This is a genomic window from Nitrospirota bacterium (assembly GCA_035516965.1).
GTDB lineage: Bacteria > Nitrospirota > UBA9217 > UBA9217 > UBA9217 > MHEA01.
On the sequence record DATIZR010000065.1, the window covers coordinates 23,578 to 40,744 of the forward strand.

The 17,167-nt window shown below is 59.3% G+C and carries 13 protein-coding genes; 3 read left to right on the forward strand and 10 right to left on the reverse strand.

The features are described from left to right. Window positions 1-99: 99 nt before the first annotated feature. The 6 genes from VL197_10715 to VL197_10740 form a co-directional block, all read right to left on the reverse strand. Window positions 100-597, reverse strand: a complete 498-nt coding sequence (locus VL197_10715) for a YajQ family cyclic di-GMP-binding protein (GenBank protein ID HUJ18448.1) — start codon at window positions 595-597, stop codon at window positions 100-102. A gap of 85 nt (window positions 598-682) precedes the next feature. Beyond that, the gene (locus VL197_10720) at window positions 683-1,333 is read right to left on the reverse strand and encodes an outer membrane lipoprotein carrier protein LolA (protein HUJ18449.1); all 651 of its coding nucleotides are present in this window, start codon (window positions 1,331-1,333) and stop codon (window positions 683-685) included. 11 nt (window positions 1,334-1,344) lie between these two features. Continuing rightward, on the reverse strand, window positions 1,345-1,893 hold the full coding sequence (locus tag VL197_10725) for an acyltransferase family protein (protein ID HUJ18450.1): 549 nt from the start codon (window positions 1,891-1,893) through the stop codon (window positions 1,345-1,347). Between the two features lie 114 nt (window positions 1,894-2,007). Next, on the reverse strand, window positions 2,008-4,197 hold the full coding sequence (locus VL197_10730; protein ID HUJ18451.1) for a DNA translocase FtsK: 2,190 nt from the start codon (window positions 4,195-4,197) through the stop codon (window positions 2,008-2,010). Window positions 4,198-4,219: 22 nt separating this feature from the next. After that, on the reverse strand, window positions 4,220-5,056 hold the full coding sequence (uppP, locus tag VL197_10735) for an undecaprenyl-diphosphatase UppP (protein HUJ18452.1): 837 nt from the start codon (window positions 5,054-5,056) through the stop codon (window positions 4,220-4,222). Window positions 5,057-5,410: 354 nt separating this feature from the next. Continuing rightward, window positions 5,411-6,436, reverse strand: a complete 1,026-nt coding sequence (locus VL197_10740) for a zinc-binding dehydrogenase (protein HUJ18453.1) — start codon at window positions 6,434-6,436, stop codon at window positions 5,411-5,413. A 189-nt stretch (window positions 6,437-6,625) separates the two neighbouring features. Between VL197_10740 and VL197_10745 the strand changes: the two genes are divergently transcribed. Then, window positions 6,626-8,248 (forward strand): methyl-accepting chemotaxis protein, encoded by a 1,623-nt coding sequence (locus VL197_10745; protein HUJ18454.1) that lies wholly within the window; start codon window positions 6,626-6,628, stop codon window positions 8,246-8,248. 364 nt (window positions 8,249-8,612) lie between these two features. Here the strand turns inward: VL197_10745 and VL197_10750 are convergent, their stop codons facing one another. The 4 genes from VL197_10750 to VL197_10765 all read right to left on the reverse strand — a co-directional run bounded on the left by VL197_10750 (window position 8,613) and on the right by VL197_10765 (window position 13,994). Next, window positions 8,613-11,093: a glycogen/starch/alpha-glucan phosphorylase gene (locus VL197_10750; protein ID HUJ18455.1), complete on the reverse strand. Its 2,481-nt coding sequence runs from the start codon at window positions 11,091-11,093 to the stop codon at window positions 8,613-8,615. 102 nt (window positions 11,094-11,195) lie between these two features. Further along, a complete protein-coding gene (locus VL197_10755) occupies window positions 11,196-11,738 on the reverse strand; it encodes a DsbA family protein (GenBank protein HUJ18456.1) in 543 nt (180 codons plus the stop codon). Between the two features lie 132 nt (window positions 11,739-11,870). Beyond that, entirely contained in the window at window positions 11,871-12,482 is a 612-nt protein-coding gene (locus tag VL197_10760; protein ID HUJ18457.1) for a DUF488 domain-containing protein, read from the reverse strand. A gap of 204 nt (window positions 12,483-12,686) precedes the next feature. Then, complete coding sequence (locus tag VL197_10765) at window positions 12,687-13,994, reverse strand: peptide MFS transporter (GenBank protein HUJ18458.1); 1,308 nt, start codon at window positions 13,992-13,994, stop codon at window positions 12,687-12,689. A 359-nt stretch (window positions 13,995-14,353) separates the two neighbouring features. Here VL197_10765 and VL197_10770 point away from each other — a divergent pair, with 359 nt between their 5' ends. Further along, window positions 14,354-14,893, forward strand: a complete 540-nt coding sequence (locus VL197_10770) for a YtxH domain-containing protein (protein ID HUJ18459.1) — start codon at window positions 14,354-14,356, stop codon at window positions 14,891-14,893. Window positions 14,894-15,629: 736 nt separating this feature from the next. Beyond that, window positions 15,630-17,060 carry a hypothetical protein gene (locus VL197_10775; protein ID HUJ18460.1) on the forward strand — a complete coding sequence of 477 codons (1,431 nt, stop codon included), beginning with the start codon at window positions 15,630-15,632 and terminating at the stop codon, window positions 17,058-17,060. The last annotated feature ends 107 nt before the right edge of the window (window positions 17,061-17,167 follow it).

A 17,167-nucleotide genomic window follows, 5' to 3' on the forward strand; every position in this document is an offset into this window, starting at 1 on the left:
CTGCCGTACTTCCCGGCCGTTATTCCGGCAGATGCCAGACCCTGCCAGGTGAGGGGACGGATTGGTGGGACAGCCGCGATTTCGATGCGCTTGAGCCCCTCATGAGCTCCGGTAGTTCTCGAATTGCAGTTCGATCCCGAAATCCTTTCCCTTGAGGAGCTGGATAGCTGTCTGCAGATCATCCCTGCTTTTGCCCGATACGCGGACCTGGTCGGCCTGGATCGCCGCCTGAACCTTCATCTTCGAGTCTTTGATGGCTTTTACGATCTCCTTTGCCTTGTCAGTCGGGATGCCCTGCTGCAGGCCGAGCCGCTGGCGGACGGTTCCTGCGAGGGCCGACTCCATCTTGCCAAAGGAAAGGTTCTTGACCGGCACACCCCGCTTGACAAGCTTCGTCTGCAGGATGTCGACCACACTTTTCAGTTTGTACTCATCGTCCGATACAATCACGAGGGCATCTTTCTCCTGGGTTATGTTCGACTTGCTGCCCTTGAAGTCGAACCGCTGCCCGATCTCCTTCATCGCCTGGCTCACGGCATTCGTCACCTCTGCCATATTGATCTTCGAAACGATGTCGAATGAATTCTCTGCTGCCATGTGACACCTCCGGCGAAAATGAAGTGTGGCGAATTTTCAACGTGCATTTTTCGTTTTGCGATGATCCTTTCGTTTTGCGATGATCCTACTGTTCGATTACTTCCGTCCCCTTCGGCGCCGTGAACGTGAATTGCCTGTCATCCAGTCCCTCGTTTTCCCGCACGCCGGTAAAGCGTATTTCCGTTACGTTGCCGGACCGGTCATGGATCGTGAGGCCGGTGACGCGGCCGTTCTCGTCCGAGTCCAGCTGCAGTTTCCTCATGGCGGCCCCGGACTTCCTGGGAATCAATTCGAGCTGGCGGGGCGCCCTCGGGTCGGGCTGCAGAACGTCAAAATCATTGCGGATATGCGCCGCTCCGAGCAGGAACGCAACAGGGACGTTCATATGTTCGAAATCGGAGAAGGCCTTTTTGATCACCTGCTCGCTTTTCTTCGAATAGAAGAGCGCGGCCTTGCCGTCGATGAGGATGAGCTGCCCGTTCGCGTACTCGAGCTTGAGCTTGCCCGGCTTCTTGATCCAGAGCCTGCCTTCGAAGGTCTGTGTCTTGTCCAGCGTCTTGAGAAAGTTCTTCTGGATGACATTGGCCGTCAGGTCGCTGACGCCCTGATAATGCTTCTCGACGGAAAGAACGGCCTCGTCCACGCTCTGCGCGGGCAGGAGGGCGGGTGTGAGCACCGCGAGGCCCGCTGACGCGAGAATGATGAGAGCCTTGCTTGTCCGGGGGAGCCGTTTCATCACAGGTGCCATTATAGTATTAATTGCCATCCGGCGCAAGAACTGAGGATCGAACCTCTTCCCCTGTTGTACAAGTTTTCGTTGTGGAGGAAGTTGCCGTAGAAGGACTCCCGGAGCATGGTCCAGATATTAGGACCGAAGCGCCAGAACCCGACCAGCCACTCGCTTGATCGGGTAATTGCGCTCGCGGGGCCGCTGAAAAAAAGCGATGATGACAGCATTGCGTAGGCGAGGACGTTGGAGAACAGGACGGGGACGAGCAGGCGTACGTATCGCTTGGCAACGAGGGGCGCAAGCAGAACGTCCGACGTCCGGTCCTTGAAGAACTTGTAGCTCAGGACGAATCCGCTCAGGACGAAGAAGATGGAGACCGAGAAGTCGCCGTTGTACAGCACGTTGAGCGGCGTTCCGGCAATGAGGAACTCCACGTTCCCGGCTGTATGGGCATGGTCTGCCCCGGGCCAGAAGAGGGCTGGGTAGAAGCCCACGGCATAATGGGCGAACACCACGACCAGCGCGGCAATCCCACGCAGACTTTCCAGATAGCCGAGCTTTTTCAAGAAACCCTCCGGCACGAGGACGCAGAAGGGGCTCGATCACCGGGAGCGGACAGGTGGAACGGGCAGGAAACATCAATTTTAGTATAGGACAGAAACTGCATCGCACGGCCGCGGTCAATCATCGAGGCTCCTCACGGTCCCGTCCATGTTCTTGCGCACGAGCACTTCCCGCGGCTTGGCGCCGTCCGCCGGGCCAACGATGCCGTCCTCCTGCATCATCTCGATCATGCGGGCGGCGCGGTTGTAGCCCACGCGCAGCCTGCGCTGCAGGAAGGACGTCGAGGCCTGGCCGTTCAGCTGGACCAGCTCCACGGCCCGGTTGTACAGCTCGTCCCGCTCTCCGTCCTCCACCTCCGCGACCTCGGCCTCGGCGACCTCCTTGACCCGCTGCTGGAGAAGTTCGTAGTTCGGCCTTCCCTGCCTCTTCACGAACTCCACGACGCGCTTGATCTCGGCTTCGGACTCGAAGCACCCGTGGACGCGGACGAGGTGGGCGGAGCCTGGCGGGAGGAACAGCATGTCGCCCATGCCCAGGAGGTTCTCGGCGCCGTTCGCATCCAGGATCGTGCGCGAGTCGGTCTTGGATGACACCTGGAAGGAGATCCGCGCGGGGAGGTTGGCCTTGATGAGCCCCGTGATGACGTCCACGCTCGGCCGCTGGGTCGCCACGATCAGGTGGATCCCCGCGGCGCGGGCCATCTGGGCCAGACGCATGATCGAGTCCTCGACCTCGCGCTGCACCGTCATCATGAGGTCCGCCAGTTCGTCGATGATCACCACAATGAACGGCAGCCGCTCCGCGTCGGACACGGCCTTGTTGAAGGACTCGATGTTCTTCGAACCCTTTTCCGCGAGCTGGCGGTACCGACGCTCCATCTCGGCGACCAGCGCCCGAAGCGTCTCGGCCGCCTTCTTGGGCTGCGTCACGACCGGCGTCAACAAGTGGGGAATATCGTTGTAAAGCGACAGCTCGAGCATCTTGGGGTCCACGAGTGCGAGCTTTACCTCGTTCGGACGGGCGTTGAACAGAAGCGCCATGATGATGGAGTTGATGGCAACACTTTTCCCCGAGCCGGTCGCGCCGGCCACAAGGAGGTGGGGCATCTTCTCGATGCTCGAGACCACCGACGCCCCGAAGATGTCCTTGCCGAGGGGTATCTTAAGCTTCGATTTATGAGACTGGTATTCGGGCGATTCGAGGATCTGCCGGAAGTAGACGGTCTCGCGCGTGTTGTTCGGCACCTCGATGCCCACGGCCGCCTTGCCGGGCAACGGGGCCACGATGCGCACGGACGCCGCCTTCATGGACAGCGCAAGGTCGTCGGCGAGATTCACGATCCTGCTCACCTTCACGCCCGGCGCCGGCTCAAACTCGAACATGGTGACCACGGGGCCGGGGTAAACCTGGGTCACCCGGCCCTGGATGTCGAAATCCTGGAGCTTGCGCGCGAGCAGTTCGGATTGGGCGAGCATGTCCTCCTTCGAGATCTTTTTCGTGATGTGTGGCAGAGGATCGAGCAGGTCGGGGGTCGGCAACTGGTATGCGCCCTTGCCGTCCTTCGGCTCCATGAATTCGAAGGTCGCCTGCACCGGCTTCGGCTGCTTCTCGGGCCGGGGCTCCTTCGCGAAGGCGGCGGTCTTCGTGTCGACGATCTTCGGCGGCTCCTTGGGGAGCACGGGCCGCTGCTTCGCCTCTCTCGCCTTCTCCCTCCTGCCCCGGCGTACCGCCATGAGCAGGTCCAGGCGTTCGAGAAGCCGGCCTGACACGTCGCGGAGCCATGCCAGGGCCTTGAGCGGCGAGAACGGCGTGAGCAGCATCAGGGAGATGACCATGGCGGTCAGCGTAATGATGTAGGCTCCGGGAGACGAAAATCCCTTGAGCAGAAGATAGGAAGCGGCGCCGCCCAGCATGCCGCCTGAAGGCACCTCTTCGCGGAAGAGCGAAACCTTCTCATTCTGGAGCCCGCAAAAGGCCGCAAAGGAGATGAAGAGTACAAGGCCTCCGACCTTCTTAAGATTGGGATGCACGGCACGGCCCTGGACGGCGAAGTAAACGGCATAGCCGAAGAGATAGAGCGGGAGGAAATAGGACGACAGTCCGAAGAGGTGTAGCAGCGCGTCAGAGAGATAGGCACCGAAGATGCCGATATAGTTCTTCGTTTCGCCGCCCGAGCCCGAGATGCTGAAGCAGGGGTCCGACGCGCTGTACGAGACCAGGCTCAGCATGATCAGGAGACCGGCGGCGAAGAGCAGCAGCGCCGCCATCTCGTTCCCGTGCTTATGTTTTTCCGCGGAAACCGCCATAATTCCTTGAGTCAGTCCCCCGTCATGCTCTCAGCATCCACATCACCATGACCGCCGCGGCCAGCGCCAGGCGATATCCGACGAAGAGATTCAGCGAATGCCGGTTGAGGTAGGCGAGCAGGAATTTGATGCTCAGGTACCCCACCAGGGCCGAACTGGCAACGCCCAGGCCGAAGGGAAGCAGTTCGCCCGGCGCGAGGTGGAGTTTCCTGAGCTTCAGGAGCGCCGCGCCGGCAATGACCGGCGTGGACAGCAGGAAGGAGAACCGTGCAGCGCTCTCGCGCGTGTACCCCGTCACGAGGCCGCCGACGATCGTGCTGCCTGAGCGTGAGACTCCAGGAACGAGGGCAAGGGCCTGGGCGCAGCCGATGATGATGGCGTGCCCCAGCTTCATCCGGTCGATGGTCGCGGCCTTGCGCGAGAACCGATCAACGGACCAAATCACGATGCTGAAGATGCCGAGCGCCGCGGCGATCAGCGGGGGATTCCGGAAGTTTTCCTCGATGACATGCTCGTACTTGAGCCCCAGGATGCCCGCCGGCACCGTGGCAAGCACGATGTACCAGACGAGTCTCCCCTCCCCGGTCTTCCAGGCGCCGTCGCCCAGGCCGGCGAGCAGTTTCCTGATCAGGTCGACCCAGTCCTTCCAGAAAAAGGCCAGGATCGCGACGAGCGTGCCCGCGTGCAGCGCCACGTCAAAGGTCAGACTGTCCACGAGGGTGCCCTGCCACCCGAAGATCCAGGGGAGCAGGATCAGGTGCGCAGAAGAGCTGATCGGCAGGAATTCCGCAACCCCCTGCACAATGCCCAGTATGATCGCCTCAAGAACCATCAGTACACCCGCTTCGTTCCCTTTCAAAAGTGATCACCCATTATTTCACAACGGCATGATGATTTCAACATGAATGTTGCCGCGGCAGGCGAATTGAACGCTCTTTTGAATGAATTGACCGGTGCGAATGGCCGTCCTCTGAAGTGCTCGCGATTGGATTTTTTCAAGAATGAAGGGGGGATTTTACCGCGAAGGCGAAAGAACACTTTTTTTGACACTGATGGGCACTGATAACGTATGAAAAAACCTCGAGGGATGGGACAGTTGGCTCTTCATTTTTTTAGGCCCGCTTTTTCAGCGTTCATCCGCGTTTGTCAGTGTCGAGTATTGTTGGGGTCGCCGGTCTTTCTCTGCGTCCTCTGCGCACTGCAGGATCGACCATCAGACCCGCACCACGATCTTTCCGAAGAATTGCCTGCTCAGCAGCTTCTCGTACGCCTTCTTCGCATCGGAAAATTCGAACACGGAATCGATCACCGTCCTGATCTTGTGGGGCATCAGTTTCAAAGAATGGTGCATGGCAGCCTTCGGCCCCACATACACGCCGTGGATGGTAATGTTCTTGCCGAACACATAGCGCAGGCTGATCGGCACCTCGTCCCCGCCGGTCGCGCCGAAGGTGACGAGCCTGCCCCCGCGCCTCAGGCAGGACAGGGATTTGTTGAAGGTCGCCCCGCCCACGTGGTCGACGGCGATGTCAGCCAGCGCGCCCATCGTGATGCGCTTCACCGACTCGGCAAAATCCTCCCTGCGGTGGTTGATGACGAAATCGGCGCCAAGGTCCTTCGCTTTCGCGATCTTCCAGTCGTCGCCGACCGTGGCGATGATTGTGGCGTTAAAGAGCTTCGCAACCTGGATGAGCGCGCTGCCCGCCCCGCTCCCGGCCGCATGGACCAGCACCGTGTCTCCCTGCTGGATGCCTGCTCGAAGCACCAGGGAGTTCCAGGCGGTCGTGTACGTGACGCCCACACCCGCAGCCTCCTCGAAGGTCAGGCCTTCGGGCTTCTTGAAGATGTTCGCTGCGGGGACCCTGGCATACTCCGCTGATACCCCCTGGGTCAGTACGCCCAGGACCGAAAAGCCGGCGCATTCGTTGTCGCGGCCGCTCAGGCAGCGTTCGCAGCGGCCGCAGGATAGCCCGGGGAAGAGGATTACTTCGTCTCCGGCTTTCAGATGATCGACCGCCGTTCCCGCCCGCTCTATGATGCCCGAAGCGTCGGATCCGAAGATATGCGGCAACGGCACCGAAACGGGATACTTCCCTCCCATCACCCAGACATCAAGGTGGTTCAGCGAGAAGGCCTTGACCTTGACCAGGACCTCGTTTTCAGCAATCTCGGGAATCGGGAATTCGCCGACCTTGATTCCCTGGAAACCTTTCAGTTCATCGTAATAGAGTGCTTTCATGGCCCCCCATGCAGTTAAGTATAGCCGCTTCCAGATCGTGCTGTCAATGAAAGGAGAGTACGCGTAAGCCCACATCGGCCGCTCCTGCCCGTGAGCTCAAACGCGAACAGCTTAATATTAAAGTAAAGTTTTCCAATAAAAAACCGATATAGTATTAAGCCGGCAACCATGCCGCCGATGGAGTGTTTCGTGAGACTAATTGAAAGAATAAAAAATATTACTATCAAATGGAAACTGATGCTGCCTGTCGTGATTCTCATGGCGGGGGTAGGGCTTGCCAACAGCACCTGGGTAGGGCTCAAGGTCCATGATCTGTCCATGGAGCAGAGCAGGCGCGACCTGACCAATCTGTCGGAGACCGTGTTCGGCGTGATGACGGATTACATGATCACGGGCATGATGAAGGACCACAAGAAGCCCTTTCTGGAACATATGAACAAGATGCTCCCGGTCCGGATGGTCTGGGGGGAAATCCTGAACAGGCAGTACGGCCGGAAGCCGGCAGAAGATTACCCGCGGGACGATTCGGAAAAAGAGGTTTTCAAAACAGGGAAGCCGACATTCACCATCGATCTGATCAATGGGGAAGAATACCTGAGGGGCGTGTTTCCGTACATCAATGTCACCAATTACATGGGATCGAACTGCATTCCCTGCCATAGTGATGGAGCCAGGGAAGGAGATGTCCTCGGCGCTCTCAGCATCAGCACCTCCATGAAAACGACCCGGGAGTCCGTGGCGAAGACCCGCACCATTATTGCGCTCATAACCATGCTTCTCTCCCTCGCCGGCATCGGCATTCTGCTCTTCGCCGTGAACACCGCGCTCATCTCGCCTCTTGCGAAGGTCATTCACATCGTTGAGGGTGCATCGCGAAAGGACTTCCAGGGGCGGCTCAATGTCGTGTTCGACGACGACATCGGCCAGCTGTCCACGTCCATCAACCAGATGGCGGAGGGTCTGGGGTCGGCCATCCGCGGTGTTGCGAACGTTACCGGAGACCTGTCGAAGAATGCGACGCTTCTCAAGGATGCTGTGGACGAAACACTGCGGGGGACCGGCCAGCAGGCGCAGCAGGCTGCTCAGATCGCGACCGCGGCCGAGGAGATGTCCCAGACCGCGCAGGGCATCTCGAAGAACAGCACGACGGCCTCGCTGTCGGCACGGGATGCCATGGAAGTCGCCAACCGGGGCAAGGATGTGGTGAGGCAATCCATGGACAAGATCACCGCCGCCGGAGAGTCCACCCGCGAGCTGGCCGCGATGATCGAGAAGATGAACGCGCGGGTGCTCGAGATCGGCAGCATCCTTTCCGTCATCAGCGAGATCGCCGATCAGACGAATCTGCTCGCCCTGAACGCGGCCATTGAAGCGGCTCGCGCCGGAGAGCAGGGCCGCGGGTTCGCCGTAGTGGCCGACGAGGTGCGGAAGCTTGCAGCAAAGACCATGCACGCCACTGGCGAGATCGCAATCAAGATCAAGGCTGTGCAGGAGGATTCCGAGAAGACCGAGCAGTCGATGAAGAGCGCCCTGGGCCACGTGACCGACGGCGTCAGCTTCATGTCCACCGCTGGCGAATCCCTGGGTAGCATCGTGGCCTCGGTGCAGAAGACCGCCGACGAGATCACCCAGATCGCGACCTCCGTCGAGGAGCAGTCGGCTACGTCGGAAGAGGTCGCGAAGAACATCGAGGACATCTCGCTCATCGCGGTAAAGACCCAGGCTTCGACGGAAAACCTGAAGGCTATATTCGAGGAGTTAAAGAGCCTGTCTCAGCAGCTGAAGACCACGGTGGACGAGTTCAAGGTGTAAACATCCCCCGCGTCACCCGTAATCCTCAGCCTCACCGCCTGCGCCGTCGCGCCATCTCCCTGCGCATCCCCGCACCGCAGTTCCTCGCCTGTCTGGTGCAGCCTCTTCCCCTTCGCTGCAGGACGCATCTCCAGCACTATTCAGCCGGCATGCCCCACTCGCTCGAGTTCCCGCTCAAGAGTGCGCACCGGCTATGGCCGGCATCGGGACTGCGGACCTTTTTGTCACCTGTTCCCCGGGTTGATCGCCGGGTCAATGGCCCGGGTGGTAGCCCTTCCCGGCCCGATCTCACTGCCAGTTGCGATGACCTTTGCCGGATTGCGCAACGTCTCGTTTCCCGAGAGGGAAAAAGATTCTCATGCCATCAGTCCCGCCGGACAGGCTTCACATCCCAGATGTCCCGTGCATATTCGGTAATGCTCCTGTCGCTCGAGAAGCGGCCCATGCCGGCGACGTTCAAAATGGCCTTTTCCATCCACGCTTCGGTGTCCCGGTAGAGCGCATCGACATGCTCCTGGCACGCTACATAGGACGCATAGTCGGCGAGCAGCAGGTAGTGGTCGCCGTACCCGGTGAGCGCGTCGAAGATTGGGCGGAACCTGGCCGGCGCATCGGCCGAGAAATAGCCGCTGTTAATCATGTCGAGCGCCTGCCTGAGCTCGGCGTTCGCGTTGTACACGTCCCAGGGATTGTAGCCGCTCGCGTGCAGCTCAGCGGCCTCGTCGGCGGTCTTGCCGAAGGTGAAGAAATTCTCCTCCCCCACCTCATCCCGCATCTCGATGTTCGCACCGTCGAGCGTGCCGATGGTGAGCGCGCCGTTTAGCGCGAATTTCATGTTGCCCGTGCCCGAGGCCTCGGTGCCCGCCGTCGAGATCTGCTCCGACAGGTCGCAGGCCGGGATGATCTTCTCCGCGTTCGACACGTTGTAGTCGGGGATGAAGACGACCTTGAGTGCGCCTCCCACTGCCGGGTCGTTGTTCACCACGTCGCCCACGCTATGGATCAGCTTGATGATGAGCTTGGCCATGGCATAGCCCGGCGCGGCCTTGCCCGCAAAGATCACGGTGCGCGAGACGAGGTCTCCGGCCCGTTCCTCACGGATGCGGTTGTACCGCGTGACAACGTGCAGCACGTTCAGGAGCTGCCGCTTGTATTCGTGGATGCGCTTGGTCTGCACGTCGAAGAGCGAACCGGGGTCGACCTGCATCTTGAGCCGCGCCTGGATGATCTCGGCAAGCCGCTCCTTGCGCGCCCGCTTCACCTCGCGGAACTTCTTCCGGAAGCCGGGATCCGCAGCGAGGGGAACGAGCTTCCTGAGCTCCGACAGGTCGCAGATCCACTGCTTCCCGATGCTGTTCGTAATGAGCGCGGACAGGCCCGGGTTGGCCTTGTGCAGCCAGCGGCGCGGCGTCACGCCGTTGGTGATGTTGATGATCCTGTCCGGGTACATCTGCTCGAAGTCCGCGAAGATCGTTTTTTTCATGAGGTCCGTGTGGATCTTTGACACGCCGTTCACGCGATGGCTTCCCACGATGGCCAGGTGCGCCATACGCAGGCGCCGGCCGCCCTCCTCATCCACTATGGACATACGCCGGAGCCGGTCAATGTCGCCGGGGCAGCAGTGGCGCACCTCCTCCAGGAAACGGTAGTTGATCTCATAGATGAGCTGCAGGTGGCGGGGCAGGATCGCCTCGAAGAGGCTTACCGGCCAGGTCTCGAGCGCTTCGGGCATGAGCGTATGGTTCGTATAAGAGAAGGTTCTCCGCGTGATGTCCCACGCCTTGTCCCAGTCCAGGTGATGGAGGTCGATCAGAACGCGCATAAGCTCGGGAATGGCGATCGATGGGTGCGTGTCGTTCAGCTGGATGGCCACCTTGTCCGGGAGCTGCGTGAAATCGGGATGGTATTTGATGAAGCGCCGCACGATGTCCTGGAGCGACGCGCAGACGAAGAAGTACTGCTGTTTGAGCCGAAGTTCCCGCCCCATCTGGGTCGTATCGTCGGGATAGAGGACCTTGGACAGGTTCTCCGACTCGTTCTTCTCCTGCACGGCCTTGATGTAGTTTCCCTCGTTGAAGTATTTGAGGTTGAAGTCGCGCGAGGCCTTCGCGGCCCAGAGCCGCATATTGTTCGCGGTGCTGGTGTCGTACCCGGGCACCGGCGTATCGTAGGCCATGGCCATCACGTCCTCGGTGTCTACCCAGTGAAAATGCGCGATGCCGTGCTCGTCCCTGACCTGAACGACCCGGCCGCCGAACTTGACCGGGAAGAGCACCTCGGGGCGGGGAAACTCCCAGGGGTTGCCGTAGCGCAGCCAGTTGTCCGGGTGCTCCACCTGGTAGCCGTTCTCGATGCGCTGGTTGAACATGCCGTATTCATAGCGGATGCCGTAGCCGTACCCGGGAAGGGAAAGTGTTGCCATCGAGTCCAGAAAGCAAGCGGCAAGTCTGCCGAGTCCGCCGTTTCCCAGGCCCGCGTCCTGCTCCAGCTCGCGGATGCGGTCGATGTCCAGTTCCAGGTCGCTCAACGCCTCGCGGCACTCCTCGAACACGCCGAGGTTCAACAGGCTGTTCGCGAGCAGGCGCCCGATCAGGAATTCCAGGGACAGATAGTACACCCGCTTGGCGTCGGTCTGGTAATAGCTGCGCATGGTCTCCATCCAGCGTTCGATCAGGCGCTCGCGCACGGCGTAGGCCGTGGTATGGAACCAGTCGCGGTGGGTGGCGGTGATGGGGTCCTTGCCGAGCGAGTAGATCAGCCGGTTGGCGAGGGACCTCTTGAGGGATTCCGGGTCGTTTCCGAGCGGATCGTAGTGGAAATTTTTTGGTAAATGGTTGTTCACCATGGCGCCTCCGGTACGGGGTACGTGCCTGTTTTTTTATTGTACCTGAAAAAGACCAAACCGACCGTTCTTTTCCTTAGAAATAGGGGGCTTCGGGAGCAGGGCTTATCGCGAACGGAGTGCCTTGCGGAACACCTCGAGCGGCTGCGCGCCGACAACTGACTTTTTCTCGTCGATGAAAAAGGCCGGCACCCCGGTCACGCCAAGGCGGGTAGCCTCATCATGTGCCTTCTGGAGCGTCCGCAGATAGGTCCCGTCTTGAACCGCGTTCTTCATGGCTTCCGGATCAACGCCGGTATCGGCTGCGACGCGCATGAGGACGTCGACGTTCCCGATGTCGAGACCCTGCGAGAAGTAGGCGGAGAAGAGCGCCTCGTGGAACGGCTGGAACCTGCCCTTGTCGCGAGCAAACTCGGCCGCCATGAGGGCCTTGCGTGAATTGGACAGGAGAGGGCGGTCCGCAAAGGTGATGCCGAAGGGGGCGCCCATCTGGCGCAGGTGCTTCATCATGCGTTCGATGTCCTCCCGGCGGAACCGTGCGGTCATGGGCGTTCCTTCCTGCGGCGTCTCGGGATGGATCTCGACGCCCAGCCACTCGACGGAGAGCTCGAACTCCTGTCTCAGCTTGTCGACGAGGCCCTCGCCGATGTAGCAGAAGGGTCAGATGTAGTCGGAAAATATCCTGACGTTGATCGTCATGGGGCGTCCCGTTCTTTACGTTATTCTCTCGGCTCTTTCAATGATATCACAAGGGATGGCGTTGCAGTGAAACTTGGGGTTCTACACTTCTTTCATTTCATTCCCGCCTTTTTCAACATAGGCAATTCGATCGCTTTGCAACTCATAAGCGCGCTCGATCAAGGCACCCGGGTCAACGTCGTCAAACAGGTCGGGTTGAAGCCTTAAGTGCGCGATCAGGCGCTTCTCAAGGTCGGCCTGTGCCTCCGTGGTCTCGTAATCGATGATGTGTTCAATAGCGATGCCCGCGCAGCGCAGGTTTCTGCATATCAATATCGACCGATGGCAGGCCATCGGGTCCTTTTCCGCGCACATAAGGGCAAGGACACGGTTTTGTTGCATGCAAAGCCTGATGCGCTCCAGGCCTTTCTGAAACACGGCCGAGGCGGCGATCTTCCGATGAACCGCCTTCCCGCTGACGTAACACGGGCGGTCTTTCGGCCTTGCTCCCACCTCTTCGCCAAGGAACACATACTCGATGTCGTGGGCCTGTAATGCTTTCTTGAGCGGCTCGCGATTGAACTGGGGATGCCGTCTGCTGTACGGTGTTGAACGCACATCACACAGCGCGGTTATTGTGTGCTGCTTGAGGAGGGCGACCAGATCATCGATTGAGCGGTCCGAATGGCCGATGGTGAAGAGTGTGGTTGTCACTTATTGATTTGCCCGCGCGGGTTCATGATGAAGTATTCTTACTTTCCCAATTCGAGTTATCGGTCTTTCCGGAAGGACTGTCTCCGCGTCTCCACGTTCCCATGTCGGTCCTTGCACCGAGGCCGGGCGGGAACGCGCCCCGCGGCGGCTTGTGCCGTTTTAATGATACCAAGCGACCGTGCGGGATGTGACTCCGTGTGATCCTCACGCCTGCCTGCCATAGCCGATCGCCTTTTTCAGCGGTGTGAGCAGCGCAAAGAACGCCAGGCCCGCCGCAAAGGACAGGACGAACATCAGCAGGAAGAAATTCTCCCTGGGCATTTTCTCCCAGAACGTCCCGAGATATCCCGACAAATAGTTGCCGAAAAAGCTCGAGAGGAACCAGACGCCCATCATCATGGAAACGATCCGGGCGGGGGCGATCCTGGTCACCAGCGAGAGGCCGATCGGGGAAAGATAGACTTCGCCGAGCGTGAGCACGAAGGTGCAGGCGGTGAGCCACCAGAGGCTCGCCCGGGGAGTGACGGCCAGTTCCCGGGCCGGCGGTATCAGGATCAGGAAGGCCGCGGCAAGCAGGATGCAGCCGATCCCCATCTTGGCGATGCTCGACGGTTCTTTTCCTCGGCGGTCCTGCCAGCCCCAGAACAGATTCAGCAGAGGAACGAAAATGAAGATCATGAGCGGATTGAACGATTGGAACCATGAGGCCGGCATCTCCCAGCCGAAGATCATCCGGTCCGTATTAGCGTCGGCCCAGAGCGCCATCGTGTTGCCCTGCTGCTCGTACACGCTCCAAAAGACAATGGAGAGGGCCATCATGACGAAGATCGCGCCGATCTTCAGCCAGTCCTCGCGCGTCATCGGTTCTGGAGACTTCCGCTGCCCGGAGTCCCTTTTCAGCATGATCAGATCGGGGGCAAGGTGCTTCTGGCCCGAGAGATATACGAGAAGCCCGATCACCATGCCGACGCCCGCTGCTGCAAAGCCCCAGTGATACCCCACCTTCTCGCCGAGGGTCCCGCAGACGAGGGGGGAAAAGAACGCGCCGAGATTGATGCCCATATAGAATATGCTGAACGCGCGGTCGCGGCGATGGTCGTGGGCAGGGTAAAGCGCCCCGACCTGCGTCGAGATATTCGGCTTGAAGGCGCCGTTTCCGAGGATCAGGAAGATCAGCGCCGGGAAGAACAGGCTCTCAACGGCCATCAGGAAATGTCCGACGGCCATGAGCACCCCTCCCAGGACCACCGTTCGTCGCTGCCCCAGGAGCCGGTCCGCAAGCATGCCGCCGAAGAGCGGTGTGAAGTAGACGAACCCGGTATAGAGACCGTAGATCTGGGACGACCGTTCCTGCGTGAATTGCAGGTGCTTGATCATGTAGTATACCAGCAGAGACCGCATCCCGTAGTAGGAGAACCGCTCCCACATCTCGGTAAAAAAGAGAACATACAATCCAGCAGGGTGTCTCTGGCCCTTGGTCCCGTTCACGGATATGGTTATCGCGTCGCGCATCTGTCGCTCCGAGAAATCAACCAGATAAGAACAAAAACCTTATCAAGAGGGAAAGAGAGTTTACCGCGAAGCAGCTAAGGACGCAAAGGAATTCTTTAATGGACTGGTCGGGATGGGCTCGATGCCGAGATCGGCGGTCGGGCTACGGTACAACCTTCGTTATAGATACTCCTTGGGCAGCTCCTTCTTGTGCCATTTCTCCCCTTTTTTGTGCGGATTTCTTGTCGTTCTTTCCTGTTTTCCGGAACGAGTGATATACTTTATTGTAAGTAAGAATATTTTTCCCAAACGAGCATGAAGGTGCAGAGCTCTCGCCTTTTTGAGAGCAGTGGCAGTGACGGAAGAAAGGAGGAATGATCATGAAAGAGGAACTAACGAATAGGAAAGGTTCGATCCTGATACCGGTTCTGACAGGCGGCGCTCTAGGGGCCGGGATAGCGCTCTTGCTGGCGCCGAAATCGGGAAGCGAGACCAGGAAAGATTTGAAGCGGATCGGCAACCGGCTCTCACAGGCTGTTGATATAGGCAAGGACCTCTACGGAGAGAGCAGAGAGTTTGTGAGCAAAGCCGTTGAAGCCGGCAAGAAGGCCTATGTGGAGGAAAAGCCCTTGGAGCCCTTGAGCAGCGAGGGGCGCTCATTCCTCGTGCCGATCCTGGCGAGCAGTATCATCGGGGCAGGCATTGGGGCAGGCATTGCGCTTCTGCTGGCGCCGAAATCGGGAAGCGAGACCAGGGAGGACCTGAAGCGGTTCGCATCGCGCACACGGGAGAAGGTTGTTTCCGCCTATGACAAGGGCAAAGATCTCTACGAGACAGGCAAAGGAGCGATAACCGAGGCGGTGGAAGCTGGCAAGAAAGTGTACGTCGAAGGGAAGGAGAGGCTTGAGCATGCAGCGTAGCAGCAGGCGACTCCGGGAGATTGCACCAGGGGGTGAGGCCTCTGCTCCCGTTCAACAATCGGTGTTCAACCGGCTTTTCAGTAGCGAGGCACCGGGGCCATAGGTTCCGGTGCCTCTTGTTGTCTCCCCGAGGGGCGCAGCGTTTTCAGGGATCAGCATCTCACCGGCTTCAAGCTTCTCGCTCTCTCCATAACAATTTAGGCAAAGCAACGTTAAAACAGCGCCCGTAATATTCTCCGATCTCACGGAACTGCTTCAGCGCCAGTTTGACCATCGGTCCTTATAATGAAAGACCTGAAAATCAGACCTGATAATCATAGAAAGGACACCTCCGGGCATACCTATGATGCCCGACATCCCGTCCGATTTTCCCTCCCTTGCTCACGGCTACCTTCTTTCGCCGGGTACCTTCCCCGCTCCTTCACCGGGAGGGTTGAAAACCAAGTTGAAAACCAAAACGCGACCAATATTTATTGTTGACATCTCATCGGGCTTACGATATGCTTTTTGAACCTGCCACTGCAATACGTGCTTTTTTTATCCTGAAAACATCTAGAGATTATCCTTCCGCGGATACGTTCACGCATGATGTGCCGAAACGAACGGGTCCGAACGGTTTCGCCGGAGCTGCAGACGTTGCTCCGGGCTGCTTCACTCACAAATATACCATCGACGACCGGGCCGCTGCCTTGTTATTCCCCTGTCCCGGCCGCCGGAACAACGAAAGGCGCCGACCATGCCACGGGGAGAAGACAAAAAGGTCCTGTATTGCTGTTTCCTTTTACTGGCGCTGTCCCTTGCCGGCTGCAGCGACCCGAATACGAAGGCTGTCGTCAATACCGACACGGGCCAACACGCGTCAGGCTGGCTTCCCGCCGGTCACATGACGGCGGCCAGGACCGACGCAGTCGTTTGCGAATCCTGTCACGGAAGCAACCTGCAGGGAGGCATATCCGGCATCTCCTGCACCTCCTGCCATCTTGGAAGCCCCTCATCGGTCCATCCGGCTGACTGGAATCCCGTGTACAGCGCTCACGGCCCCTATGTGAAGACAAAAACGACGAGTTCCTGCGCAAACCAGTATTGCCACGGCGCCTCATTGACTGGCGTCCCGGAAAGCGGCCCCTCCTGCTCGTCCTGTCATATCGGAGGCACCACATCGGAGCATCCGGCAAACTGGGACCCCGTATATAGCGCTCACGGTCCCTATGCAAAGGTAAACGGCACCACGACCTGTTCAAGCCAGTATTGCCATGGGCCTTCGCTTGCCGGCGTTCCCGGCAGCGGACCCTCCTGCACTTCCTGCCATTTGGGAGGTGTCACCAGCTTCCATCCGGCCGAGTGGGCGGGCGACGCTTGCACGAACCACGGGGCGTATGCTTTCGCGAACGGAACTGGCGGCTGCGCGAACGCGGCCTGTCATGGCGCGGGCCTTCAGGGCGTGCTGAAAAGCGGGCCTTCCTGCACCCAGTGTCATCCGACGATCCCCAATGCATCCAGCTGCAATACCTGCCACGGCATCCCGCCCGACGGGGCAGGGACGATCGGTTCCGTGTATCCGAACCTTCCTGGCAGCCACGCGCAGCATATGCAGCTGAGCGGCGTCACGTGCGCCACCTGTCATAACCGGACCTGCGATCAGCACATCGACGGCGTGGTCGAGGTCCTCTTCGGCCCTGCATACAACGCGGAAACGGGGCTCGCGTCTCTGGTGACGACGACCGGAGCGGCATGCTCGAACGTAAGCTGTCACGGCGGGCCGCGGTCCCAGCAGATCCGTACGATACCCGCCCAGGGGATCTATACGCAGGTCACGTCGCAAAGCACATGGACGTCCGATCCCGCCCAGACCCCCGACTGGTATACAGGAAGCATCAGCCTGAACGACACAAACCAGTGCTTTTCGTGCCACGTGTACGGAGATACGCTGTACAACGGCTATTTCTCCGGACGGCATTACCTCCATGTCATGGAGCACGGCATCACCTGCATTTCCTGCCATGACACGCTGAAGCTTTCAAATATCTCGTTCCATTTCCCCGATCTAAGCTCACAGGTGATCTCCACGGCAACGGCGTCTGCGTCCACCAACAGCTGGCTGAACTTCGACGGTACGACCTGCACGTCGCAGTCCTGTCACTCGGATACGAGAAACTGGTGGCAGTGATTCGGCGGGAGTACGGCGGGGATGTTGAACCGTTCTGCGGTGAATCAGAATGGGGACATCCCGTCCTTCGGGCACCTTGAAATCGGCGTTCTCGATACGAAGACAGA